The organism is Mycobacterium sp. 663a-19 (assembly GCF_035616495.1).
GTDB lineage: Bacteria > Actinomycetota > Actinomycetes > Mycobacteriales > Mycobacteriaceae > Mycobacterium.
The window spans coordinates 1-23,563 of the sequence record NZ_JAPJAV010000005.1 but is presented as its reverse complement, the minus strand read 5'-3'; the positions used below and the strand labels follow the sequence as shown (position 1 = coordinate 23,563).

Annotated in this window: 17 protein-coding genes and 1 pseudogene; 11 read left to right on the top strand and 7 right to left on the bottom strand. The window is 68.6% G+C overall.

Annotated features, from left to right (window positions below; translation table 11 throughout):
- Positions 1 to 198: 198 nt before the first annotated feature.
- Complete coding sequence (locus OQ968_RS10585; RefSeq protein ID WP_324677461.1) at positions 199 to 1,554, top strand: FAD-binding oxidoreductase; 1,356 nt, start codon at positions 199 to 201, stop codon at positions 1,552 to 1,554.
- Positions 1,555 to 2,361, top strand: coding sequence for a DAPG hydrolase family protein (locus OQ968_RS10580; RefSeq protein ID WP_324677459.1), 807 nt, complete (start codon positions 1,555 to 1,557; stop codon positions 2,359 to 2,361).
- Here OQ968_RS10580 and OQ968_RS10575 read toward each other — a convergent pair.
- Positions 2,354 to 2,899, bottom strand: a complete 546-nt coding sequence (locus tag OQ968_RS10575) for a TetR/AcrR family transcriptional regulator (protein ID WP_324677457.1) — start codon at positions 2,897 to 2,899, stop codon at positions 2,354 to 2,356. The two genes, OQ968_RS10580 and OQ968_RS10575, sit on opposite strands and share 8 nt — an antisense overlap.
- 188 nt (positions 2,900 to 3,087) lie before the next feature.
- Here OQ968_RS10575 and OQ968_RS10570 point away from each other — a divergent pair.
- A pseudogene (locus OQ968_RS10570) lies at positions 3,088 to 4,297 on the top strand (cytochrome P450).
- A gap of 17 nt (positions 4,298 to 4,314) precedes the next feature.
- On the opposite strand, the gene OQ968_RS10565 reads toward OQ968_RS10570, so the two are convergent.
- Positions 4,315 to 6,072, bottom strand: coding sequence for a DUF4407 domain-containing protein (locus OQ968_RS10565; RefSeq protein WP_324677455.1), 1,758 nt, complete (start codon positions 6,070 to 6,072; stop codon positions 4,315 to 4,317).
- 199 nt (positions 6,073 to 6,271) lie between these two features.
- Between OQ968_RS10565 and OQ968_RS10560 the strand changes: the two genes are divergently transcribed.
- Together OQ968_RS10560 and OQ968_RS10555 are read left to right on the top strand one after the other, a co-directional pair.
- Positions 6,272 to 6,829, top strand: a complete 558-nt coding sequence (locus OQ968_RS10560) for a hypothetical protein (protein WP_324677453.1) — start codon at positions 6,272 to 6,274, stop codon at positions 6,827 to 6,829.
- Positions 6,830 to 6,907: 78 nt separating this feature from the next.
- On the top strand, positions 6,908 to 7,336 hold the full coding sequence (locus tag OQ968_RS10555; protein WP_324677451.1) for an SRPBCC family protein: 429 nt from the start codon (positions 6,908 to 6,910) through the stop codon (positions 7,334 to 7,336).
- Between the two features lie 53 nt (positions 7,337 to 7,389).
- Here the strand turns inward: OQ968_RS10555 and OQ968_RS10550 are convergent, their stop codons facing one another.
- The 4 genes from OQ968_RS10550 to malQ all read right to left on the bottom strand — a co-directional run bounded on the left by OQ968_RS10550 (position 7,390) and on the right by malQ (position 12,976).
- Positions 7,390 to 9,165 (bottom strand): molybdopterin-dependent oxidoreductase, encoded by a 1,776-nt coding sequence (locus tag OQ968_RS10550; protein WP_324677450.1) that lies wholly within the window; start codon positions 9,163 to 9,165, stop codon positions 7,390 to 7,392.
- 263 nt (positions 9,166 to 9,428) lie between these two features.
- Positions 9,429 to 9,929 (bottom strand): nuclear transport factor 2 family protein, encoded by a 501-nt coding sequence (locus OQ968_RS10545; protein ID WP_324677448.1) that lies wholly within the window; start codon positions 9,927 to 9,929, stop codon positions 9,429 to 9,431.
- Positions 9,926 to 10,807, bottom strand: coding sequence for an LLM class F420-dependent oxidoreductase (locus tag OQ968_RS10540; RefSeq protein WP_324677446.1), 882 nt, complete (start codon positions 10,805 to 10,807; stop codon positions 9,926 to 9,928). Before OQ968_RS10540 ends, OQ968_RS10545 begins: the two co-directional genes overlap by 4 nt.
- Positions 10,808 to 10,834: 27 nt before the next feature.
- Entirely contained in the window at positions 10,835 to 12,976 is a 2,142-nt protein-coding gene (gene malQ / locus OQ968_RS10535; RefSeq protein ID WP_324677444.1) for a 4-alpha-glucanotransferase, read from the bottom strand.
- A gap of 405 nt (positions 12,977 to 13,381) precedes the next feature.
- On the opposite strand from malQ, the gene eccB reads away from it, so the two are divergent.
- Both eccB and eccCa read left to right on the top strand, forming a co-directional pair.
- Complete coding sequence (eccB, locus tag OQ968_RS10530) at positions 13,382 to 14,899, top strand: type VII secretion protein EccB (RefSeq protein WP_324677442.1); 1,518 nt, start codon at positions 13,382 to 13,384, stop codon at positions 14,897 to 14,899.
- The gene (eccCa, locus tag OQ968_RS10525) at positions 14,896 to 19,101 is read left to right on the top strand and encodes a type VII secretion protein EccCa (protein ID WP_324677439.1); all 4,206 of its coding nucleotides are present in this window, start codon (positions 14,896 to 14,898) and stop codon (positions 19,099 to 19,101) included. The genes eccB and eccCa overlap by 4 nt, the downstream gene beginning before the upstream one ends.
- On the opposite strand, the gene OQ968_RS10520 is transcribed toward eccCa, so the two are convergent.
- Positions 19,081 to 20,256: a cytochrome P450 gene (locus OQ968_RS10520; RefSeq protein ID WP_324677437.1), complete on the bottom strand. Its 1,176-nt coding sequence runs from the start codon at positions 20,254 to 20,256 to the stop codon at positions 19,081 to 19,083. The genes eccCa and OQ968_RS10520 overlap by 21 nt on opposite strands.
- A 118-nt stretch (positions 20,257 to 20,374) precedes the next feature.
- Between OQ968_RS10520 and OQ968_RS10515 the strand changes: the two genes are divergently transcribed.
- From OQ968_RS10515 to OQ968_RS10500, 4 genes are all read left to right on the top strand, one after another.
- Entirely contained in the window at positions 20,375 to 20,569 is a 195-nt protein-coding gene (locus tag OQ968_RS10515) for a ferredoxin (RefSeq protein ID WP_324677436.1), read from the top strand.
- 489 nt (positions 20,570 to 21,058) lie between these two features.
- The gene (locus OQ968_RS10510) at positions 21,059 to 22,288 is read left to right on the top strand and encodes a PPE family protein (protein WP_324677434.1); all 1,230 of its coding nucleotides are present in this window, start codon (positions 21,059 to 21,061) and stop codon (positions 22,286 to 22,288) included.
- 186 nt (positions 22,289 to 22,474) lie between these two features.
- A complete protein-coding gene (locus tag OQ968_RS10505; protein ID WP_324677432.1) occupies positions 22,475 to 22,774 on the top strand; it encodes a PE family protein in 300 nt (99 codons plus the stop codon).
- 10 nt (positions 22,775 to 22,784) lie between these two features.
- Positions 22,785 to 23,563, top strand: a 779-nt coding sequence (locus tag OQ968_RS10500; RefSeq protein WP_324677430.1) for a PPE domain-containing protein, incomplete at its 3' end; no start/stop codon positions are given.

Sequence of the window (23,563 nt, the reverse complement as noted above, 5' to 3'; positions counted from 1 at the left end):
ACTTGGCACGGCCGGGGTCCCGGGGGGTGCCGCGGCCGTTGCCAACTCTCATCGACCCGCCGTCGACCAAAGGCCCTCGGAGCACGATGTTTTCCCGCTCCGCCTGCACTGGCCGGCGCGATCGCGAGGCATCAGGCACCACCGAAAAGGTGCGAAAATCTCGTCCGTGATCGACGATCCCGCGGTGGGCTTCTTCCGGTGACCCCCGTCGGCCCCGCGTCACTGCCGGCGGGACGGCACTACTTCCGCGGCGACGAGGGGTATGAAGCGGCTCGCCGCGCCACCGTGTGGAACCAGCGTGTTCCCCCGCGATTCCCGGACGTGATCGTTCAGGCGGTCGACGCCGACGACGTCGTCAACGCCCTGCGGTATGCCAAGGCCAACGGCCTCAAGGTCAGCATCCGGTCGGGCGGGCACAGCTGGGCCGCCAACCATCTGCGCGACGGGGCGGTGCTGCTCGACGTGAGCCGCATCGACCACGCGAGGATCGACGCCGAAAGGGGAGTGGCGGTGGTCGGTCCGGGTAAGGGCGGCAGCGTGCTCATGAACGAGCTGGAGGCGCAGAACCTGTTCTTTCCCGCGGGGCACTGCAGGGGCGTCTGCGTCGGGGGCTACCTGCTGCAGGGCGGCTACGGCTGGAACAGCCGCGTCTGGGGCCCGGCGTGCGAGAACGTCGTCGGCCTGGACGTCGTCACCGCGGACGGCGAGCAAATCCACTGTGACGCAGACAATCACGCCGACCTGTACTGGGCAGCACGCGGCGCGGGCCCCGGCTTCTTCGGCGTGGTGACGTCGTTCCACCTGAAGCTCTACCCACGCCCGGCCGCCTGCGGCACCAGCTTCTACATCTACCCGATCGAGCTCGCCGACGAGATCTACACCTGGGCCCGCAACGTCAGCGCCGAGGTGGACCGTCGCGTCGAGATGCAAATCGTCGCGACCAAGAGCGTCCCGAACATGAACATCGACAGCCCGGCCATCACGTTCGCGTCCCCGGCATTCGCCGACTCCGAGAGGGAAGCTGAGAAGGCCCTGGCGATCTTCGGCAGGGTCCCGGTCGTCGACCGGACTCTGGTCAAGATTCCTTATATGCCAACCGATATGCCCACCTGGTACGACGCCGTGATGGGCAACTATTTGCCCGACCATCGCTACGCCGCGGACAACATGTGGACGTCGGCCTCCGCCGAAGACCTGCTGCCCGGAATCCACGACATCATCGACACGATCCCCGACCACCCGTCGCACTTCCTGTGGCTGAACTGGGGACCGTCCCCGCCGCGCCCGGACATGGCCTACAGCCTCGAGGACGAGGTCTACCTGGCGCTCTACGGCGGATGGAAGAACGCGGCCGACGACGAGAGGTACGGCGACTGGGCGCGGTCGAACATGGCGGCGATGTCCCACTTGGCCACCGGAATTCAGCTCGCCGACGAGAACCTCGGTCAGCGGCCGGCGCGGTTCGCCACCGACAAAGCCATGGTTCGCCTGGACCGGGTGCGGGCCGCCTACGACCCGGATGGCCTGTTCCACAGCTGGATGGGACGACTGTAGATGGCCGGCGAGCTCTACCTCGGCTACCGCGGCGACGACGCCCAGACACCGTTCGGCAAGTTCTTCAAACCCGAGATGGCTGCGCTGCCAAGCCATGTCGTCGACGCGTTACACCATGGCCCGCAGGCCGGGCCGGCGCTGCTGGCTTTCGACGACACGGCGAGCCTCGCCGACGAGGGTTACCACCGGACCGAGAACGGCTACGGAATGCTCGACGACGGGAGCATGCAGGTCTCCGTGCGCACCGACATGCCCGGGGTAACCCCCGCGATGTGGGTGTGGTGGTTCGGCTGGCATGGCGGCGACACCCGCCGCTACAAGCTGTGGCATCCGCGGGCGCACCTGTCCGCCCGCTGGAACGACGGCGGCCGGGGCGGGCAGCGCTACATCGGGCGGGCGTCGATGATCAGGGAGTACATCGGCTCGACCATGGTCAGTGCGGCAATCCAATTCGTCGCGCCGGCCAGCGTCGGTTTACCCGCCGACAGCGACGATGCCGTGTCGATCTGCGCGCGGCTGGGGTCCGGTGACGCCCCGGTGGAAGCCGGCTGGTTCGTCCATCACATCCGGTCGACGGCGGGCGGGGCCGAAATGCGGTCACGGTTTTGGATGGGCGGGCCGCACATCGCGGTGCGCCAGGCTCCCGGCCTGGCGTCGCGGGCGGTGCGTCCCCTCGCGTCGCGGGTACTCGGCGGCTCGGAATCCACCGCCCGCAATCTGCTGGTGCACTGCGCGCAGGAGATGAACCACCTGGCGGGTTTCCTGCCCGAGCTGTACGACGCGCTCGGCACCGACGGGCTCAGGTGAAGGCCGGCGCGACGAATCGTTGCACGAGTTGGCGTTCGGTCTCGTCGTCGCCGACGGGCCAGTACATCAGCGACAGCACAACGCGAACCACCCACAGGGCGGCCTGAGGGTCGCGGTCGGTCAGCCCCGTCAGTTCGGTGGCGAAACGCGCCAACAGCGGCGACCCGGTGAGCCACAGCATCTCGTTGGCCCGCACCGAGCTGACCATCAGCGGATACAGAGGATCGGCCCGGATCAGCCTGAGCGCCACCGTGATTGCGGTGACCACTCGCTCGGGCCCGCTCATCGTGTCGACGGTTTGGCGCACCGCTTCGATGATGCGCGACGCCGTGCGGGCGACGACCGCGTCGCGGATGGCGGCCTTTCCGCCGGCATAGCGGTAGATCGTGGCCCGGGAACAGTGCACCCGCTTGGCCAGCCGGTCCATGTCGAAGGCGTCCGGGCCTTCGCGGGTGATCATGTCGGTGGCGGCGGCATAGATGCGTTCGACGGCGACCTCGCGGCGATCGCCCCCGACCAACCAGTCGTTACCCGGCACTTGACCTCCCGCTCGAGAAGCACCCACATCGCGATCTCACTGTGAGACAGATTCCGCTACTTTTCTCAGCTTAGCCGCAGCTCCGGGACCCATGCTGAGACGGCCGGGGCCACCGGCTCCGGCCGGCGGGTTTCAACCTCGCGCGGCGGCGTTGACGTGCGAATATCACGGCCAGCACGCTGTGGAGTGTGACAGTCGCCGCGGACGCGTTCTTCAGCGCCGAATCCCTGCAGGATCCGTACCCGCTCTACGAGCGGATGCGCGCGGCCGGGCCGGTGCACCGGATCGGTGACTCCGGGTTCTATGCGGTGTGCGATTGGGACGCGATCAACGACGTCATCAACCGGCCCGAGGACTTTTCGTCGAACCTGACCGCAACCATGACGTATACGCCCGAGGGGGCAGTCAAGGCGTTCGAGATGGACGCCCTCGGCGGCCCGACCCACGTGCTGGCCACCGCCGACGATCCCGCCCACGCGATTCATCGCAAGCTGTTGGCGCGCCACCTGGCCGCCAGGCGCATCGGCGCGCTCGAGCGGTTCGCCACCCAGACCGCAGAGCGGCTGTGGAGCGACGGGCTTCGTGACGGGCGCATCGAATGGATGGGCGCCATGGCCAACCGGCTGCCCATGATGGTCGTCGCCGAGCTGATCGGCGTGCCCGACGTCGACGTCGCGAAGCTGGAGCAATGGGGGTACGCGGCGACCCAGTTTGTCGAGGGTCTGGTCAGCGAGGAGCAACTCGCCGCCGCGGGTGTCTCCGTGATGGAGCTCAGCGGCTACATCGGCGAGCAATTCGCGCGCGCCACGGACGATCCGCAGGACAATCTGTTGGGCAAGCTTGCGCGCGCCTGCGCCTCGGGCGAGCTGGACAGCTTCGCCGCCCAGGCGATGCTGGTGATCCTGTTCGCCGCGGGCGGAGAGTCCACCGCGTCGCTGCTGGGCAGCGCGGCGTGGATGTTGGCGCAGCGGCCCGACGTCCAGCGGCAGCTGCGCGAAAGGCCGGAATTGCTAGCGGCGTTCATCGAGGAGACCCTGCGCTACGAACCGCCGTTCCGCGGCCACTACCGGCACGTGCGCAACGACGCCACCCTGGGCGGCGTCGACCTGCCGGCCGGCTCGCGCCTGCTGCTGTTGTGGGGGGGCGGCCAACCGGGACCCGGCTCACTTCGAGACGCCCGGCGAGTTCCGCCTCGACCGGGCAGAAGCCAAGGGGCACATCAGCTTCGGAAAGGGAGCGCACTTCTGCGTCGGCGCCGCCCTGGCACGCCTGGAGGCACGGATCGTGTTGCGCCTGCTGTTGGATCGCACATCGGAGATCGCGGCGGTCGACGTGGGCCGGTGGCTGCCGAGCATCCTGGTGCGCCGCCTGGACCGGCTCGAGCTGGCCGTGGGCTGAAGCGGCTTATCTCGCAATCATTTCGGTGGCGGTAGTTCGCGGGGGCCTTCGGGCGCACGGACCTCGCGGAACCCGCCGCGCTCCGTCAACTCGAGACCGCGGTCGCGCTCCGCCAGCGACCGGTCCTGGTCGTCGCCGGCGGACAGGCGCCCCACCCCGTGGTGGGCCCGGTGTGACGACTCGTCGTGGCGGCGACCCGCGCGCGACGAATGAATCCGGCTTGGGTGCGACGGCTCGTCCGCGGGCTCCGAGATCTCGGAGGCCTCGGAGGTCTCGGAGTCGACCGTGACCTTGCGGGTGCGCTTGAGCGAAAACGTGATCTCCTCAACCTCTTCGAACACCTGCCGCGCGGTGCGCAGGGGCTGGGTCGTGTTGTCGATCACCCGCGCCACGATGGGCGGCACCAGCGGGCGAATCCACCGGGCCGCGGCCCTGGTCGCGTCCGGAATCGACGGGATCAACGGCGCACCGCGCTCGTCGTGGACTTCGACCTCGCGACCCGGCTCGTCGCCGGTGCGCTCTTCCGGTGCGCCGGCGGGCAATTGGGTGAGTGCGCGGCTGGCCGCCTCGGCTTCCGCGGCGATCGGCAGGTACATGTCTTCCTCCACTGGCTCGAAGGTACGCCGCGCCGACGCGCGCACCGGGGCATCCAGGGCCTCCGCGACCCGGCGCCGCTGCTGCTCGCGGTCGATCTGGGCCTGGGCCTCGATGGCGAGGCGGGCCTGGGTGAGTTGGTGCTCGGCCCAAAGCATTTCGGCCTCACGGCGAACCTCGGCCCGCTTGATCGCGATCGCGGTGTCCGCGTCGAGTTCGGCGCGCTCGCGCTCGGCGCGCGCCGACGCGCGGCGATCCTGGGTCGACTCGCCCCGCCACAGCCGCAGGATCAGCGGCAGCAGATACAGCAGCGCGAAGAACCCGATCGTCAGCAGCCGCAGCGTCAGGGCGCCGGCGCCGACGAACGTGACGTCGTTCATCGCGACCCAGCGCGCACCGAGCCCTCGCCCGGCGTCCGCCACCACGTGCCGGCGGGCCACGGCAAGCGCCTGCTGCCCGCGGGAGATCTCGGCGTCCAGCCCGGGGGCCTGGCGGTCGCGGGCCGCCAGCGCGTTGTCCAGCTCGCGCTGCGCGTCGGCGAGAAGCTGGTTCGCCGTTCGTGTTTCGGGCCCGGCACCGGGAACCCCGGTGATGCGGGTCTGCGGGCAAGCCGGGGTGGGATTGAATTCGCAGCGCGCCACCACCAGGGCCTGGTCCTGGTGCAGGCGGGCCTGTTCGACGGCGTTGTCGAGCGCGGCGCGCGCATCCCGCGTCTGCTGCAGCGCCGCCGACGCCTGCGCCACCGCGGGCGACGACTCGGCGGCGCGCAGGGCCCGCTCGTCCAGGCGACGCTCGATCGGGGCGGAGAACACCACGAGCGCGGCCAGCTCGCCGACGACGGCGCCGACGGCAAGCGCGACGCCCGCACGGCCCGCGATGCCGGCCCACCCGCGGTGCGGCCCGCCGGCGATGCTGCGCGTCACCGCGCCGACCAGCAGGCCGAAGACGAGGGTCAGCGTCACAATGGCCGGCACCGGCCAGCTCGTCGACCCGGAAACCGCCAGGCTCGCCACCAGCCAGGCCAGCAGGGCCCCGAAAAGCACGACGGCGCCGGCCACGGCATGGGTGGACCGCTCGTGACGCTCGGCGAGTTCGGGCCGGTGCCCACCGCCGAGCCAGGTGAGCATCCCCGCGACCCGGGACGCGGCCGAGCGCGACTCAATAACCTCGTGGGCGCTCATAGGACTCCCAAACACCTCCAACTCCTCCAAGCCTCCCAGGCCGCCGGCCGACACACCGAATCGAAGCGACTGGGTGTGGTGTTGTTCACAGACGCAGGCCGACGCCGCGGGCCCCGTCGGCCTGCGTCTGACGCGAAATTCCTGCGACGCGAGCAGATCAGCGGCCGTTCCGGCGGGTGACGTGAGACTGTATAAGCCTATGCAGACCCACGATTATGTCACCTACGAGGAGTTCGGCCGCAGGTTCTTCGAGGTCGCCGTGACGCCCGAGCGCGTCGCCGCCGCGTTTGCCGACATCGCGGGCAACGAGTTCGCCATGGAGCCGATCGCTCAGGGGCCCGGTGGCATCGCCAAGGTCAGCGCCAACGTCAAGATCCACGATGCGCGCGTCACGCGGCGCCTGGGTGAGGCCATCACGTTCGTCATACACATCCCGCTGTCCATCGACCTGCTCCTGGACCTGCGACTCGACAAGCAGCGATTCGTGGTGTCCGGGGACATCGCCCTGCGCGCCACGGCACGAGCCGCCGAGCCGCTGCTTCTGATCGTCGACGTCGCGAAGCCGCGGCCGTCCGACATCACCGTCAACGTGTCGTCCAAGTCCTTCCGCGGCGAGGTGCTGCGCATCCTTGCCGGCGTCGACGGTGAGATCCGCAGATTCATCGCCCAGTACGTCGCCGAGGAGATCGACTCGCCGCAATCGCAGGCCGCGCAGGTCATCGACGTGGCGCACCAGTTGGACAAGGCCTGGCCCTAGGGAGCCACACATCCGCCGCGTTTATCGGCCGCGCCCACCCGGGTATGCAACCCCTCAAGCGAAAAGCGGGGGTAAGCCTTGGCACGAGTGGATGTTTCGACGTCGTCGGACCTGGAACCGGAAGCGGCCTGGAAGCTGGCGTCAGACCTGAGTCGACTCGACGAGTGGATGACGATCTTCGGCGGATGGCGGAGCGAGGTGCCGTCGACGATCGGGGAGGGCACCCGGGTTTCGTCGTGCGTCAAGGTCAAGGGCTTTCGCAACATCATTCACTGGACGGTCACCCGGTACGACGAGCCGAAATCGATTGAACTGCAGGGGCGGGGCCGCGGCGGAATCCGCATCGCGGTGGCGATGGACGTCGCCGACAACCATCCTGGGTCGACTTTCAACCTCACCGCGGACCTGACGGGCGGCGTGCTCTCCGGGCCGCTCGGACGGGTCGTCGCCAGGGTGGTGCGATCAGACGTGCGCAAATCGGTGAACAATCTGGCCGCGCTCCGGTAGGCCGAAAATCCCGATACCACAGGGGTTTTCGAGGGAGGGATTTTCGAGGACCCCTACAGGGTCTGGTGGCGCCCGAAGTACTTGTGGTCTTCGCTGTAGCCGCCATAGCCGCTACCGATGTCGTGGTAGTCGGCGACGAACTCGATGCCCTTGATCCACTTGACCAGTTTGAAGCCGTGTTGCAACTCGTTGCGCAACCGCAGCGGCTTGCCGTGCATGTAGGGCAGCGGCTGGTCGTTCATGTTGTAGGCCAGCATGGTCATGTGGTTGCCCATCTGGTCGAGGGGATGGGCGTTGTAGTAGATGCCGCCGGTGGCGCCGAGGCCCATCGAATAGAACACCACCCATTTCGCCTCGGGCAGTGGCTTGACGATGTCCATGATCGTCTTCATCTGCACGCCACCCCATTTGGCCACACCCGACCAGGCCTGGATGCAGAAGTGCTGGCTGATCTGGTCGTGGTAGGGCAGCGCCTTGAGGTCGTCGAGCGAGAACTCCATCGGGTGCTCGACGAGGCCGTAGACCTTCAGCCGCCAGTCACGGAAGTCGTTGGCCTCCAACTCTTTGTACTCGACGGTCTCCGGCAGCCGGCCGTTGCGCCAGTGATGCGGCGAGATGTCTTCCTCGGTGAACGCGCCCGGCCGGGGGTTCAACTGCTCCAGCAGCCGCTGGAACGGGCCGACCAGTGCGTATCCGACACGCTGGATCACGCGCGGGTGCTTGATCGTGAACGGGGTTGCCCAGACCCAGGCGACGGCGCACACCACCATGGCCGCGGCAAAGACCCAGAACCCCATCCAGCTGTTGTCGTCGCGGGCGGCGAACATGTGGTTGAGGTTCCTCAGCGCGCTGGTCGCGAACACCAGCGTGACGTGCACGATGATGAAGAACAGGAAGTACACCAGCACCAGGAAGTGCAGCGAACGCGCGTGCTGAATGCTCAACCGCGTGCTCAGCCAGTGCACCCGCTGCGACAGCGCGGGCGACATGCCCAGCCCGGTGATCAACGCCGCCGGCGCGGCGATGAAGACCGTGGTGAAGTACGCCAGCATCTGCAGGCCGTTGTAGGCGACCCAGCCGTTGTCCGCCGGCCAGTGCTCGACGGACAGGTACTGAATGGCCACCGACAGGGCGTTGGGAAACACGTCCCAACTGGTCGGCACGATGTGCCGCCACTGCCCGGTGGCGAACAACAGCACGTAGAAGACCAGACCGTTGACCAGCCATAGAACATCCATGCCCAGGTGCCACCAGCGGGCCAGCCCGATGGAGTGCCGGAACCCGGGCAGTCCGAGCTGTGGCGGCAGGGCGACGGTGTCGGCGTTGGCGGTCCACAGCTCGTCGTCGGGGACCGGGGGACCCACGCGCAACCACTCGTCCTTGCCGGGGGTGGCATTGCGGCTCAAGTAGAGCCGCGGGTGGTCACACAGAATCTGGATCCCGCTCCTGATGATGAAGATCATCACGAACAGGTTGAAAAAGTGCGTCCAGCCAAGCCAGGCGGGAACGCCGGGAACCTTCTCGGGGATGTCGGCGCCCGGATAACGTTGGATGAACGCCTGCACCGAGGGCATGTTGTACAGCCCCTTGCCGATCGCCACCGCCACGACCAGCAGCGCGAAGCCGATCGGGATCAGCCACAGCAGGTTGAACCACTTGTCGCGGCCGATGCGCAGCTTGGGAGCGGTCGCCCGCCTGGTGAGGTCGAAGCCGCCGCCGTAGGTTTCGACATCGATCGTGTCCTCGGCGGTGTGTATCTCGCTGCGGAAGTCGGGGTCCGTCAGCAGCGGCGCGCCGACCGTCAACGTCGAGACTGAGCCATTCCCCACCGGATCAACTTGCTTGCTTTCGGCATGCGTCACGCGCCCAAAAATACACGAAAAGACATGGATAAATCCAAGTGGGACTGGAGAAAGTCCGCCACCGCGGCCCAGTCGGGGCAGTGTGGTCGTCAGCAACAGTTGCCAGAGGGCAGAACCCGCTCCGCCGCCAATAGCCCTTTCCGCACCTGCCTCGGGAACACTCGATTCCCACCGCAAACGCGGACCTGAAAGGGCGCTGTGAGTTTGGGCATATTCTCCTGCCAGCTCGGCTAGGCCGAGTCGCGTGGCAGCAATCGTCGGACCGGCCGGGTTTCGATGGCGTTGATCGTCAGCGCCCTGCGGGCTATCCGCCAACCCGCGTCGGTCAACTTGTAGTCATCGTCGTAGCGCAGATGCCACACCACGTCGACGACTTCGCCGGCGCGCTGGTCCCAGTGGTGCGCGACGCAGGCGATGCGCCCCCGCGCGGCGCCGTGCCGGCCGGCGTCGTCATACATGTCGTCATACATGTCGTCATACACGTCGTAGACCTCGCCGACGATCGCGTGCTCGGTGCGCGGCACGGCCGCGACCGCGCCAACCGCCGCCGCGATCGCCTCCCGGCCCCGGTGCGGATGCGTCGGGCGCAGCTCGCCCGGCGGGTCGGGAACGATCAGCTGGCCGTCGGTGGCGAAAAGCGCTGCGACGGCGTCGAATTCACGGTCGTCGACACCGGCCGCATATCGGTGCACCAGATCGCTCAGGGCCGCGCGGTCGGTCGCCGAGATCACGGGAGCAGGGACAGCCGTTGGGCACAGGCCGACAGCATGTCCTTGGCCTGTTCGATATCGGTGGTCGGTGGCATCGCCAGCACGATCCGGTCGGCGCCCTGATCGGCCAGGGTGCCCGCGCGGTCGGCGTCGATCTTGGTGACCGTGTGGCCCAGGGACACCTCGAGGGCCGCCGGGTCACGGCCGGCCGCCGCTGCCTCGTCGCGCATCAGCGCGATCAGCGATGCGAGCTTCGGGTCCGCCACACCGAGCGGCTGAAAGCCGTCGCCGAATCGGCCGGCACGGCGGGCCGCCGAACGGCTGTGTCCCCCGATGTGGATCGGGAGTCGTTCGCCCGCAACGGGTTTGGGGTAGCACATGACGTCGTCGAAGCCGAAGAACTCGCCGTGATGAGACACGCCCGCGGGCTGGTCGGCCCACAGCGTGCGCAAGACGGCCAGCTGCTCGTCGGCCCGCCTGCCCCGGCTGTCGAAATCGACGCCGCACGCCTCGAGCTCTTCTTTGAGCCAGCCCACGCCGACGCAGAGCCGCAGCCTGCCGCCGGAGAGCGCATCGACGGTCGCGGCCCGCTTGGCGAGCACCACCGGATGGTGGTTGGGCAGCACCAAAACGCCGGTGGCCAAGCCGAGCCGGCTGGTGTGGGCGGCCAGGAACGCCAACAGGTCGAGCGGGTCGGGGATGGGGCAATCGGCGGACAGCCCGACCCGACCGGAACTGTCGTAGGGATAGACGCTGTCGTAGCGGGTGACCAGGACCGTGTGCTCCACGACGACAATCGATTCGAACCCGCACCGCTCGAGGTGACTCGCGAAGCTCACCATCCAACCGGGGTCCGCGGTGACGCCGTCGGCAACCGGGGCGACGACGGAAACCTTCATGGCACCCGAAGCTAACAGGTGGCCACCTCAGACGGCCGGAGGCGCGATCCCGGCGCGCACCGCCTCGGCCAGGGCGGCCGCCCGGCGATCGGTGAACACGTCCTCGAGCAGCACCTGCCGGCCGTCGGGGCCGGTCAGCGGAACCCGCCAATTCGGATATTCGTCGGTGGTGCCGGGCTGGTTCTGGGTCCTGCGGTCACCGACCGCGTCCGTCAGCGCCACCCCCAACAGGCGCGACGGCGTCCGCCCCAGGTATCGGTACAGCGCCACGACGATCTCTTCGGGGTTGTCCTCCCCGGCGGCCAGCAGCCCGACCCGGCGCAGTTCGGCCAGCCAGGCCGCCAGCTCGGCCCGGTCGGACTCGAGCTCGGCCTCGACGGGCCGGGTGAGCAGCCCCAGCGACTCCCGCAGCCGCACATGGTCGCCCGCCAGGTAGCCGGCGGTCGGCGGCAGGTCGTGGGTGGTGACCGACGACAGGCAGTACTCCCGCCAGCGCTCGGCCGGCAGCGGACCGCCGTTACCGTCGCGATCCAATTCGAACCACAGGATCGACGTCCCCAGCAGGCCGCGTAACAGTAGGTAGTCCCGAACCCAGGGTTCGACCGTGCCGAGGTCCTCGCCGACGACGAGGGCGCCCGCCCGGTGCGCCTCCAGGGCGACGATGCCGATCATCGCCTCGTGGTCGTAGCGCACGTAGGTGCCCTGGGTGGGCGGCATCCCGTCGGGAATCCACCACAGCCGAAACAGCCCGATGATGTGGTCGATGCGGACCCCACCGGCGTGCCGCAGCACCGCCCTGATCAGCGCGCGAAAGGGCCGATACTCCTGGGCCTCCAGCCGGTCCGGTCGCCACGGCGGTTGCGACCAGTCCTGGCCGAGCTGGTTGAACTCGTCGGGCGGCGCCCCCGCGGTCACGCCCAGTGCCAGCACGTCCTGCAGCGCCCAGGCGTCGGCGCCGTTGGGATGCACGCCGACGGCCAGGTCGTGCATGACGCCTATTGCCATCCCGGCCCGACGCGCCTGCGACTGCGCCATGGCGAGCTGCTCGTCGAGTTGCCACTGCATCCAGCGGTGGAAATCGACTGTGTCGGAATGCTTTTCGACGAATCGGGCGACGCCGGCACCCGTGGGATGCTGCAGGAAACTGGGCCAATGATGCCAGTCGCCGCCGTACTTCTCGGTCAGCGCGCACCAGGTGGCGAAGTCGTCGAGCGCGCGGCCTTCGCGGTCACGGAAGGCGGCATAGGCCAGTTCCCGGCCCGCCGATCGCGGCGCCCGATGCAGCAACCGCAGCGCCGCCCGCTTCGCCCGCCAGGCGCCGTCGCGGTCGATGGCGTCGAGTTCGGCGGCCCGCTGTTGGACTTCCGAGCGCAACCTGCGCACCCGGCCACGCTTGGTCAGCTCGGCGAATTCCGGGATCGCCTCGACGCGAAGGTAGAGCGGGTTGAAGAAGCGGCGCGACGTCGGCAGGTACGGCGAGGGCTCCATCGGCGTCGTCGGGGTGGCCGCGTGCAGGGGATTGACCAGTACGTAGTCGGCGCCGTGGCGGGAGGCCGACCACACCGCGAGGTCGGCCAGGTCGGTGAGGTCGCCGATGCCCCACGAGTGCCGGGACCGCACGCTGTAGAGCTGGGCGGCCAGGCCCCAGGCGCGGCGGGCGCCGAGGTGCTCGGGCAACCCGAGCCAGTCGGGCGTGATGATGAGCGCCGTGCTGGTCTCGGAGTCGCCGGACCGCAGATGCACGCGGTGGTAGCCCAGCGGCAGGCCGTCCGGCACGACGAAGCTGGCCTCCCCGACCCAGCGGCCATCCAGATCGAACGGCGGGGTGAAGTTGTCGACCTGCTGCACGCCGCCGTGCACGGTGCCGTCCTCGAGCTGCAACCACACCTCGGCCGGGTCACCGTGCGTCACGTGGGCCCAGAACCGCGTCGGCGCGCCGGTGCGCCCCACGATGGTCGCCGGCAACGCACGTTCCCAATGCGACCGCAGCTGCGCGCTCATGGCCTCGTTGCGCTCCCGCTCGGTCCCGGCCGCCACGCCGAGAGCGGCCAGCACCGCCACCAGGGTGCCCTCGCCGACCCGCACCTGCCGTCCGGTCCAGTCCTCGTAGCCCGTCGCGATCCCGAATCGCCGGGCGAGTTCGACCAGCGAGGGCGCGGGCTCAGTCATGCCGCCCATCTTGCGTGCAGGGCCCGGCCGCTGCGACGCGGGGGCGGCGCTCGACAGGACGCGGCGGCCCGCAGCCACTACCATGCCCTTTAAGGACCCTTCGACGACCTTCGAGGACCTTCGAGGACCTTCGAGGACCGTTGAGGACACCGGGAATCCGCCCGGGAACCAGCGAGGGAGACGGAAACTGCCAGCTCAATGATGCGGGCGGGCGCTGCCACCGGCGGCCGTACCGACGACTTGAGGACGGCCGGATCAGGGACATATCGATACGCAAACGCGAACACGAATCTCGCCACGTGGCGATGTCTTTGCGGGTGCCTTACCGTTATCAAAGTGATCAGCGCGCGGGAGATGCGCGCGGGCAATATGTGGGCGTTCTAGCAGACCGGACGGTGAAATAGCGTGGCGGAGGAAAGTCGCGGGCAGCGCGGGTCGGGGTACGGCCTCGGGTTGTCGACCCGGACCCAGGTGACCGGCTACCAGTTCCTGGCCCGGCGGACCGCGATGGCGCTGACCCGGTGGCGGGTTCGCATGGAGATCGAGCCGGGGCGGCGGCAGAACCTGGCCGTGGTCGCGTCGATCTCCGCGGCGGCGGTGATCTGCCTGGGCGCGCTGCTGTGGTCGTTCATCAGTCCGTCGGGCCAGATCAACGAGTCACCGATCATCGCCGACCGCGACTCCGGCGCGCTGTACGTCCGCGTCGGCGACAAGTTGTACCCGGCACTGAATCTGGCGTCGGCGCGGCTGATCACGGGGCGGCCCGACAACCCGCACCTGGTTCGGTCGGGCCAGATCGCCAAGCTTCCGCGCGGCCCGATGGTGGGGATCCCGGGCGCGCCATCGACTTTCGGGCCGACGAGCCCGTCCTCGTCGTCGTGGCTGGTGTGCGACACCGTGACCTCGCCCGGAGCCGGGTCGCCGTCGGGGGTGACGGTGACCGTCATCGACGGTAGCCCGGACCTCGGCTCTCACCGACGGGTGCTGACCGGGTCGGACGCGGTGGTGCTCAGCTACGGCGGCGACGCGTGGGTCATCCGGCAGGGACGCCGGTCGCGCGTCGACGGGGCGAACCGTGCGGTGTTGCTGCCGCTCGGCATGACGCCGGAACAGGTCAGCATGGCCAAGCCGATGAGCCGCGCCCTGTACGACGCGTTGCCGGTGGGGCCCGAGCTGACGGTCCCGGAGATCCAGAACGCGGGGGCGCCGGCGACCTTCCCGGGCGCACCCGGACCCATCGGCACCGTGCTCGTCACGCCGCAAATCAGTGGGCCGCAACAGTATTCGCTGGTGCTGGCCGATGGCGTGCAAACGTTGCCCCCGTTGGTCGCCCAGATCTTGCAGAACGCCGGGGGCCCCGGCAACACCAAACCGGTGACGGTGGAACCCGCCGCGCTGGCAAGGATGCCGGTGGTCAACAAGCTGGACCTGTCGTCCTATCCGGACAACCCGCTGAACGTGATGGACATCCGGGAGAACCCGGCGACCTGCTGGTGGTGGGAGAAGACCAGCGGCGAGAACCGGGCCCGGGTCGAGGTCATCTCCGGGCCGACCATCCCGGTGGCCCAGGCCAACACCAACAAGGTGGTGTCGCTGGTGAAGGCCGACACCACCGGCCGCGAGGCCGACCAGGTCTACTTCGGCCCCAACTACGCCAACTTCGTGGCCGTCACCGGCAACGATCCGGGGGCCAAGACAACGGAATCGCTGTGGTGGCTCACCGACGCGGGCGCCCGGTTCGGGGTGGACGACACCCGCGATGTGCGCGAGGCGTTGGGCCTGCAGACGAAACCGAGTCAGGCGCCGTGGGTGGCGCTGCGCCTGCTGCCGCAGGGGCCGACGCTGTCACGAGCGGACGCGTTGGTTCAGCACGACACCCTACCGATGGATATGTCCCCAGCAGAGTTGGTGGTACCGAAGTGAAGCGTGGTTTTGCCCGGCCGACACCGGAGAAGCCTCCGGTAATCAAGCCGGAAAACATCGTCCTCCCAACGCCGTTGAGCATCCCGCCGCCGGAGGGCAAGCCCGTCTGGCTGATCGTGGTCGGGATCCTGGTCGTCGGCCTGCTGATCGGCATGGTGGCCATGACCTTCGCCAGCGGCTCACACGTGTTCGGCGGCGCCGGCTCGATTTTCCCGATCTTCATGATCGGCGGTGTCGCGATGATGATGTTCAGCGGCCGGTTCGGCGGCCAGCAGCAGATGAGCCGGCCGAAGCTGGACTCGATGCGCGCCCAGTTCATGTTGATGCTCGACATGCTGCGCGAGACCGCGCACGAGTCGGCCGACAGCATGGACGCCAACTACCGGTGGTTCCACCCGGCACCCGACACGCTGGCGGCCGCGGTGGGGTCGCCGCGGATGTGGGAACGCAAGCCCGACGGCAAGGACCTCAACTTCGGTGTCGTCCGGGTCGGCGTGGGCATGACGCGCCCCGAGGTGACCTGGGGTGAGCCGCAGAACATGCCGACCGACATCGAGCTGGAGCCGGTGACCGGTAAGGCGCTACAGGAATTCGGGCGCTATCAAAGCGTCGTCTACAACCTGCCCAAGATGATTTCCCTGCTGGTCGAACCCTGGTACTCGCTGATCGGGGAGCGCGAGCAGGTGCTGGCGCTGATGCGGGCGATCGTCTGCCAGCTGGCGTTCTCCCACGGCCCCGACCACGTGCAGATGGTCGTGGTCAGTTCGGATCTGGAGCAGTGGGACTGGGTGAAATGGCTGCCACACTTCGGCGACCCCCGACGCCAGGACGCTGCGGGCAACGCGCGGATGGTGTATGCGTCGGTGCGTGAATTCGCGGCCGAGCAGGCGGAATTGTTCGCCGGCCGTGGCTCTTTCACGCCCCGGCACGCCAGTTCGTCGGCGCAGACCCCGACCCCCCACACGGTGATCATCGCCGATGCCGTCGATCCCCAATGGGAGTACGTGATCAGCGCGGAGGGCGTCGACGGGGTGACGTTCTTCGACCTGACCGGCTCGTCGATGTGGGCGTCGGTACCGGAGCGGGCGTTGCGGTTCGACGACAAGGGCGTGATCGAGGCGCTGCCCCGCGACCGCGACACCTGGATGGTGATCGACGAGAAGCCGTGGTTCTTCGCCCTCACCGACCAGCTCAGCACCTCGGAGGCCGAGGAGTTCGCGCAGAAGATGGCGCGCTGGCGGCTCGCCGAGGCCTACGAGGAGATCGGCCAGCGGGTCGCCCACATCGGAGCCCGGGACATCTTGTCCTACTACGGAATCGACGATCCGGCCGAAATCGACTTCGACGCGCTGTGGGGCAGCCGCACCGACACGATGGGCCGGTCGCGGCTGCGCGCGCCGTTCGGCAACCGCTCCGACAACGGCGAGCTGCTGTTCCTGGACATGAAGTCGCTCGACGAGGGCGGCGACGGGCCGCACGGCGTCATGTCCGGAACGACCGGTTCGGGTAAGTCGACGCTGGTGCGGACCGTGATCGAGTCGCTGATGCTCAGCCACCCGCCGGAGGAGCTGCAGTTCGTGCTGGCCGACCTCAAGGGTGGGTCCGCGGTGAAGCCCTTCGCCGGCGTCCCGCACGTGTCGCGGATCATCACCGACCTGGAAGAGGACCAGGCGCTGATGGAGCGCTTCCTGGATGCGCTGTGGGGCGAGATCGCCCGCCGAAAGGCGGTGTGCGACAACGCCGGCGTCGACGACGCCAAGGAGTACAACGCCGTGCGGGCCAGGATGCGCGCCCGCGGCCAGGACATGCCGCCGCTGCCGATGCTGGTGGTGGTCATCGACGAGTTCTACGAGTGGTTCCGCATCATGCCGACCGCGGTCGACGTGCTGGACTCGATCGGCCGGCAGGGCCGCGCGTATTGGATCCACCTGATGATGGCCTCGCAGACCATCGAGAGCCGGGCCGAAAAGCTCATGGAGAACATGGGTTATCGCCTGGTGCTGAAGGCGCGCACGGCGGGCGCGGCGCAGGCCGCCGGTGTGCCCAACGCGGTCAACCTGCCGGCCCAGGCCGGCCTCGGCTACTTCCGTAAGAGCCTCGAGGACATCATCCGGTTCCAGGCCGAATTCCTGTGGCGGGACTACTACCCCCGCGGCGTCGACGTCGACGGCGAGGAGGCGCCCCGGTTGGTGCACAGCATCGACTACGTGCGCCCGCAACTGTTCACCAACGCGTTCACCCCGCTCGAGGTGAGCGTCGGCGGGCCGGATGTCGAGGCGCCGGTCGAATCGAACGGCGAGGTGCTCGAGGCCGAGGGCGTCGAGAGCGAGGACGACGACGAAGAGGGGATCAGGACGCCGAAGGTCGGGACGGTGATCATCGACCAGCTCCGCAAGATCCAGTTCGAGCCCTACCGGTTGTGGCAGCCGCCGCTGACCCAGCCCGTCCCCATCGACGAGTTGGTCAACCGGTTCCTCGGTCGCGACTGGCACCGGGACTACGGCTCGTCCCGGGACCTGATGTTCCCGATCGGGATCATCGACCGCCCGTTCAAGCATGACCAGCCACCGTGGACGGTCGACACCTCCGGGCCCGGTTCCAACGTGTTGATTCTGGGCGCCGGCGGCTCGGGCAAGACGACTGCGCTGCAGACGCTGATCTGTTCGGCCGCGCTGACCCACACCCCCGAGCAGGTCCAGTTCTACTGCCTGGCCTACAGCAGCACCGCCCTGACGACCGTCGCCGGCTTGCCCCACGTGGGCGAGGTCGTCGGCCCGACGGACCCGTACGGCGTGCGCCGCACGGTGGCCGAACTGCTGGCGCTGGTGCGCGATCGCAAACGTAGCTTCCTCGAATACGGCATCCCGTCGATGGAGGTGTTCCGGCGGCGCAAGTCCGGCGAGGACCCGGGCCCGGTGCCCGACGTCTTCGGCGATGTCTACCTGGTGATCGACAACTATCGCGCGCTGGCCGAGGAAAACGAGGTCCTGATCGAGCAGGTCAACCTGATCATCAACCAGGGCCCGTCGTTCGGGGTGCACGTGGTGGTCACCGCCGACCGCGAGTCCGAGCTGCGCCCGCCGGTGCGCAGCGGTTTCGGCTCCCGGGTCGAGTTGCGGTTGGCCGCCGTCGAAGACGCCAAGCTGGTGCGCTCGCGGTTCGCCAAGGACGTTCCGCCCAAGCCCGGGCGCGGCATGGTCGCGGTCAACTACGTCCGGCTCGACAGCGATCCGCAGGCGGGCCTGCACACGCTGGTGGCCCGGCCGGCACTGCACAACACGGCCAACAACATCTTCGAATCCGACAGCGTGGTCGAAGCGGTCAGCCGGCTGGCGACCGGCCAGGCCCGCCCGGTGCGCCGGCTGCCCGCGCGGTTCGGTGTGGAACAGGTGCGCGAACTGGCGGCCCGGGACACCCGCGAGGGCGTCGGCGTCGGCGGAATCGCCTGGGCGATATCGGAATTGGACCTGCAGCCGGTCTATCTGAACTTCGCCGAGAACGCGCACCTGATGGTGACGGGCCGTCGCGAATGCGGGCGCACCACAACGCTGGCCACCATCATGTCCGAGATCGGCCGGCTGTACGCGCCCGGTGCCACCAGCGCCCCGCCGCCCCCGCCGGGACGGCCGTCGGCCCAGGTCTGGCTGGTCGACCCGCGCCGCCAGCTGCTGACCGTGCTGGGTCCGGAGTACGTCGAGAAATTCGCCTACAACCTCGACGGCGTGCAGGCCATGATGGGCGAGCTGTCGGCCCTGCTGGCCAGCCGCCAGCCCCCGCCCGGCCTGTCCGCGGAGGAGCTGTTGTCGCGGTCGTGGTGGAGCGGTCCGGAGATCTTCTTGATCGTCGACGACATCCAACAGCTGCCGCCCGGCTTCGATTCGCCGCTGCACCAGGCCGCCCCGTGGGTGACCAGGGCCGCCGACGTCGGCTTGCACGTCATCGTGACACGCACGTTCGGCGGCTGGTCGTCGGCGGGCAGCGACCCCATCCTGCGGGCGCTGCACCAGGCCAACGCGCCGTTGCTGGTGATGGACGCCGACCCCGACGAGGGCTTCATCCGCGGCAAGATGAAGGGCGGCCCGCTGCCCCGCGGCCGGGGCCTGCTGATGGCCGAGGACACCGGGGTGTTCGTACAGGTGGCGGCGACCGACCTGGTGAGCAGGACGCCGGGGGCGGCGGCATCAGGCCCAGCGCAGCGGTAATGACTTGAGCGCGAAGGATTTCGACGGGAATTTGATTTCGGGGGCATAGTCCCCGGGCGCCTCGAAGTCGGGGATCTGCGCGAGCCACTCGCCGACGATCACCGTCAGCTCGATCCGCGCCAGGTGCGACCCCAGGCAGCGGTGCGGCCCGCCGCCGAATCCCCAGTGCCGGTGCACCTTTCCGTCCATGACCAGGTCGTCGGTGGACCACGCGTCGCTGCCGTCGCGGTTGATCGCGGCCATGCACAACCGGACCTGCGACCCCGGCGGCAGCGTCATGCCGCCGACGTCGGCGAACTCGGTGGTGATCCGCGGCGCCACCGGGGCGGGCGGCTGCAGCCGAATGATCTCCTCGACGAAAACCCTTATCTGCCTGGCATTGTCGCGCAGCTCGGCGCGCAATTCGGGCCTGCGCGCCAATTCGTACAGGCAAAATCCGATGATCGCCGTCACGGTGTCCAGGCCCGCGAGGATCAACAGGTGGCTCATGCCCAGCAACTCGAGGTCGGTGAACTCGCCCGGGCCGGTCATCACCCGCGACAGCATGTCCGAACCCGGGTTTTCCCGGCGCTGTTGGATCGCCTCGACGAGATATTCCAGCAGCCCGACCTGCGCGGCCTGCATCTCGGCGATGCCGAGGTGTTCCGTGTCGCCGATGATCGCGTCCTTCCAGGCGATCAGTCGGTCACGGTCCTGCAGCGGCAGGCCGTAGAGGTCGAGGAAGGCCTGAAAGGGGTAGAGCCTGGCGAAATCCGCCATCACCTCGCACCCGCCGCGGGGGGCGAGCGTCCCGATCATCTCGGTCGCGTGCCGCTGCAGCACCGGCCGCGACCTACTCAGCGCGGTCGGGCTGAAGTACGGCTGCAGGATCCGGCGGTAGTGGGTGTGCTGCGGGGGGTCGAAGGCCAGCGGGATCACCGGCAGCGGATCGGCGGGCGGTTGCAGGATCGTCGACGAGAACACCTTGGGATTGCGCAGCGCGGCAAGCACATCCTCGCGTCGGGTCAGGTAGTAATACCCGTTCATGAACACCACGGGCCCGGCGTCGCGCAGCGCCTTCCATCCCACCCCGCGGTCTTGCGCCAACGGCAACTCGGAGAACTCGAGCCGTGGCAGATGGAACGAGCCTGGCTGCCACTCGCCGAGGGTGCTCATCCGCTCTGATCTCCGCTTGTGTTGTTGGTTTTTCGCTTCCCGGTCACCGGCGGCGAACGGCGCGCAATCTTCTAGACTTTAGCGACCGCGTCCGTCGGATTCCGGGGGAGGAAACCTTGTGAGGGTCCGTCTCGAAAACTCCAGATGCGTGGGCCACGCACAGTGTTACGCGGTCGATCCGGAACTGTTCCCCATCGACGAGTCGGGTTATTCGATCCTCGAGGAGCACGAGGTGGCGCCCGAGGATGTGCAGGCGACTCGCGACGGCGTGGCGTCGTGCCCGGAAATGGCGCTGATCATCGAAGAGGACTGACGGCGCGGCTCTGTAGCTGATTTGCCGTCGCGGGGTGCAAGGTGGCTGTCGAGCGCCACCGAAAAGCAAACTGCAGATGAACAATCGACCGTCGTAAATGAACAGCAGCTGGCCTCGAATGAATAGTGGTTGGCCAGTTGTGAATAGTCGGCATTGGCGGTCGGCATGCCAGGTGACAACCAGTTAATGTCTTGTGCGAGCGGCAGTTCGGCAAAAACGTGAGCTGTCGCTCGGTTGCTGACAGTGGGGGTGAACGAGGCAGGATGCGCACGTCTTTCCCGACCGGATATGCGGGAACGCCGGTGGCGGGCCGCCTATCTGGACACGGTGGAGGGACGCGCCCGAATGGTCCGGCAGTCCGGCCGTTCGGTTTGCTGAGCCGAAAGACCGGGTCAGCGGCTTGCTTAGGGCTGGCGCAGCCCCCGACGTGGCGATTGGCGATGACGCCTGTCGACCAAATCGCGATCATGGCCGACTGAGGAGAACACGGTGTTGGACTTCGCGGCGTTACCGCCCGAAATCAATTCCGGTCTGATGTATGCCGGTCCGGGGTCGGGGCCGATGATGGCCGCGGCCGCGGCCTGGGACGGGTTGGCGGCTGAGTTGGCCGCGGCGGCCGCCGGTTATGGCTCGGTGGTCTCGGAGTTGACCGGCGCGCCCTGGGTGGGTCCGGCGTCGGCGTCGATGCTGTCGGCGGTCACCCCGTATGTCAGCTGGCTGGACACCATGGCCGGGCAGGCCGAGGAGACGGCCAACCAGGCCCGCGCGGCCGCGGCCGCCTATGAGACGGCGTTCATGATGACGGTGCCCCCGCCGGTGATCGCGGCCAACCGGGTCCTGTTGGCCACGCTGATCGCGACCAACTTCTTCGGGCAAAACACCCCCGCGATCGCCGCGACCGAGGCCCAGTACCTGGAGATGTGGGCCCAAGACGCCACCACCATGTATGGCTATTTGGCCTCGTCGGCAGCGGCCTCGCGGTTGGCGCCGTTTCGCTCACCGCCGAACACCACCACCCCGCAGGCCCCGGCCGACCAGGCCGTGGCGGTCGCGCAGGCCCAGGCCACCCCGGCCGGCAACTCCGGGCAAACCGTCGCGAGCATCACCCCACAACTGGCGTCGACCACCGCCGCACCCGCGACGCAGGCCCCGGCGACGACCACCACCGGATCGTTGACGACCGCCACCGGCGCGTTGGGGGTGCCCAACCCCCAGACGCCGTGGTGGCAGCTCAGCCCCGCCAACTACGACACGGTCCTCAAACGGATGACCGGCCTGCCCTATTTCTCGGAGGGACTGGGGACTTTCGGGGTGGCCATCGGGCAGCAGTTGTTCAACGGCCCGGTGGGAACCACGGCCGGTGCCCAGGGCGCGTTCTTCGTCACACCGCAATTCGCCGCCCTGGGCGCCGGCGGCTGGACCTGGCACCCGGCGGCCCTGCCGGCGGCCACCGCAAGCCTGTCGTCGGCGACCAAGATCGGCGGGCTCTCGGTGCCGCAGAGCTGGGCCGCCGCCACCGGCGTCGAAGAACCAGCCGCCACCAAACTGGTCAGCACCACCCTGCTTAGCAACCCCGAGGCGGCCAACGGTGGCGGCGTCAACGCCGCCATGCGCGGCGTGCCGCTGGTCGGCGGGCGCGGCGCCCAACGCGCCGGCGCCCTGGGCGTGCGCTACGGATTCCGCTACAACGTGCTCACCCGACCACCATCGGCAGGATAAAACCATGCCCGCAGCGACGTTCCATCCAGACCACCGGGAAATTCACGGTGGACAACAAATGAACAATAGTCGTCCGTTAACGAGTATTTCGCGGCGGAGAGGCGCCGCGACCGCGATCGAATTAACGTTGTCAGCAACCACATTCCCGAAGGTCTTGAGCCGGAAGGTTGTCGAGGAGGAAATCACATGTCTTTCGTGACGACGCAGCCGGAGGCTCTGGCCGCCGCGGCCGGCACCTTGCAGGGGATCGGCTCGACGTTGAGCGCCCAGAACGCCGCCGCGGCGGCCCCGACGACGGGCGTGGTGCCCGCCGCGGCCGACGAGGTGTCGGCGCTGACCGCGGCACAATTCGCCGCGCATGCCCAGATGTATCAGGCCGTCAGCGCTCAGGCGGCGGCGATTCACGAGATGTTCGTCAACACCCTGGGCATGAGCTCGGGGTCGTACGCGTTGACCGAGGCCGCGAACGCGGTGGCGGCGGGTTGAGGGGTTTGTGATGCTTGATTTTGGTGCGTTGCCGCCGGAGTTCAATTCGGCGCGGATGTATGCCGGTGCGGGGTCGACGTCGTTGACGACGGCGGCCTCGGCGTGGAATGCCCTTGCCGCCGAGCTGAATTCGGCGGTGTTGGGTTATGAGAACGTGGTGGCCCAGTTGTCCAGTGAGGAGTGGTTGGGGCCGGCCTCGGCGACGATGGCCGCCGCGGTGCAACCGTATGTGGCGTGGATGAGCGCCACCGCCGCGCAGGCCGAGCAGGCCGGCGCCCAGGCCAACGCGGCCGCGGCGGCTTTTGAGCAGGCGTTCGCCTCGACGGTGCCCCCGCCGTTGATCGCGGCCAACCGCGCCCAGCTGGCCCAGGCGGTGGCCACCAATGTGTTGGGTCAAAACAGCGGGATCATCGCCCAGCTGGAGGCCCAGTACGGCGAGATGTGGGCCCAAGACGCCACCGCGATGTACACCTATGCCGGCCAGTCGGCGGCGGCGACCAAGGTGACCCCGTATACCGCGGCGCCGCAGATCTCCGACCCGTCGGCGCCGGCCAAGCAGGGCGCCTCGACCGCCTCGGCCGGCGCCACCTCGGCGGGCACGGCGCAGTCCACGCTGCAGCAGGCGGTCACCTCCACCCCGAACCAGCTGGCAAGCCTGGCCACCCCCAAGGCCGCGACGTCTGGGCCGCCCACGTCGTCGTATTCGGCGCTGTGGTACTTGCTGACCGGCCAGACCACCGCGCCCACCAGCCTGGGGGCACTGGTCAACGGGTATGCCCCGTTTGCGGG

Excerpts from the sequence above, each read along its gene's own strand:
- OQ968_RS10580 (WP_324677459.1), top strand. The coding sequence starts at position 1,555 with ATGGCCGGCGAGCTCTACCTCGGCTACCGCGGCGACGACGCCCAGACA.
- OQ968_RS10565 (WP_324677455.1), bottom strand. The coding sequence starts at position 6,072 with ATGAGCGCCCACGAGGTTATTGAGTCGCGCTCGGCCGCGTCCCGGGTC.
- OQ968_RS10560 (WP_324677453.1), top strand. The coding sequence starts at position 6,272 with ATGCAGACCCACGATTATGTCACCTACGAGGAGTTCGGCCGCAGGTTC.
- OQ968_RS10540 (WP_324677446.1), bottom strand. The coding sequence starts at position 10,807 with ATGAAGGTTTCCGTCGTCGCCCCGGTTGCCGACGGCGTCACCGCGGAC.
- malQ (WP_324677444.1), bottom strand. The coding sequence starts at position 12,976 with ATGACTGAGCCCGCGCCCTCGCTGGTCGAACTCGCCCGGCGATTCGGG.
- OQ968_RS10520 (WP_324677437.1), bottom strand. The coding sequence starts at position 20,256 with ATGAGCACCCTCGGCGAGTGGCAGCCAGGCTCGTTCCATCTGCCACGG.
- OQ968_RS10505 (WP_324677432.1), top strand. The coding sequence starts at position 22,475 with ATGTCTTTCGTGACGACGCAGCCGGAGGCTCTGGCCGCCGCGGCCGGC.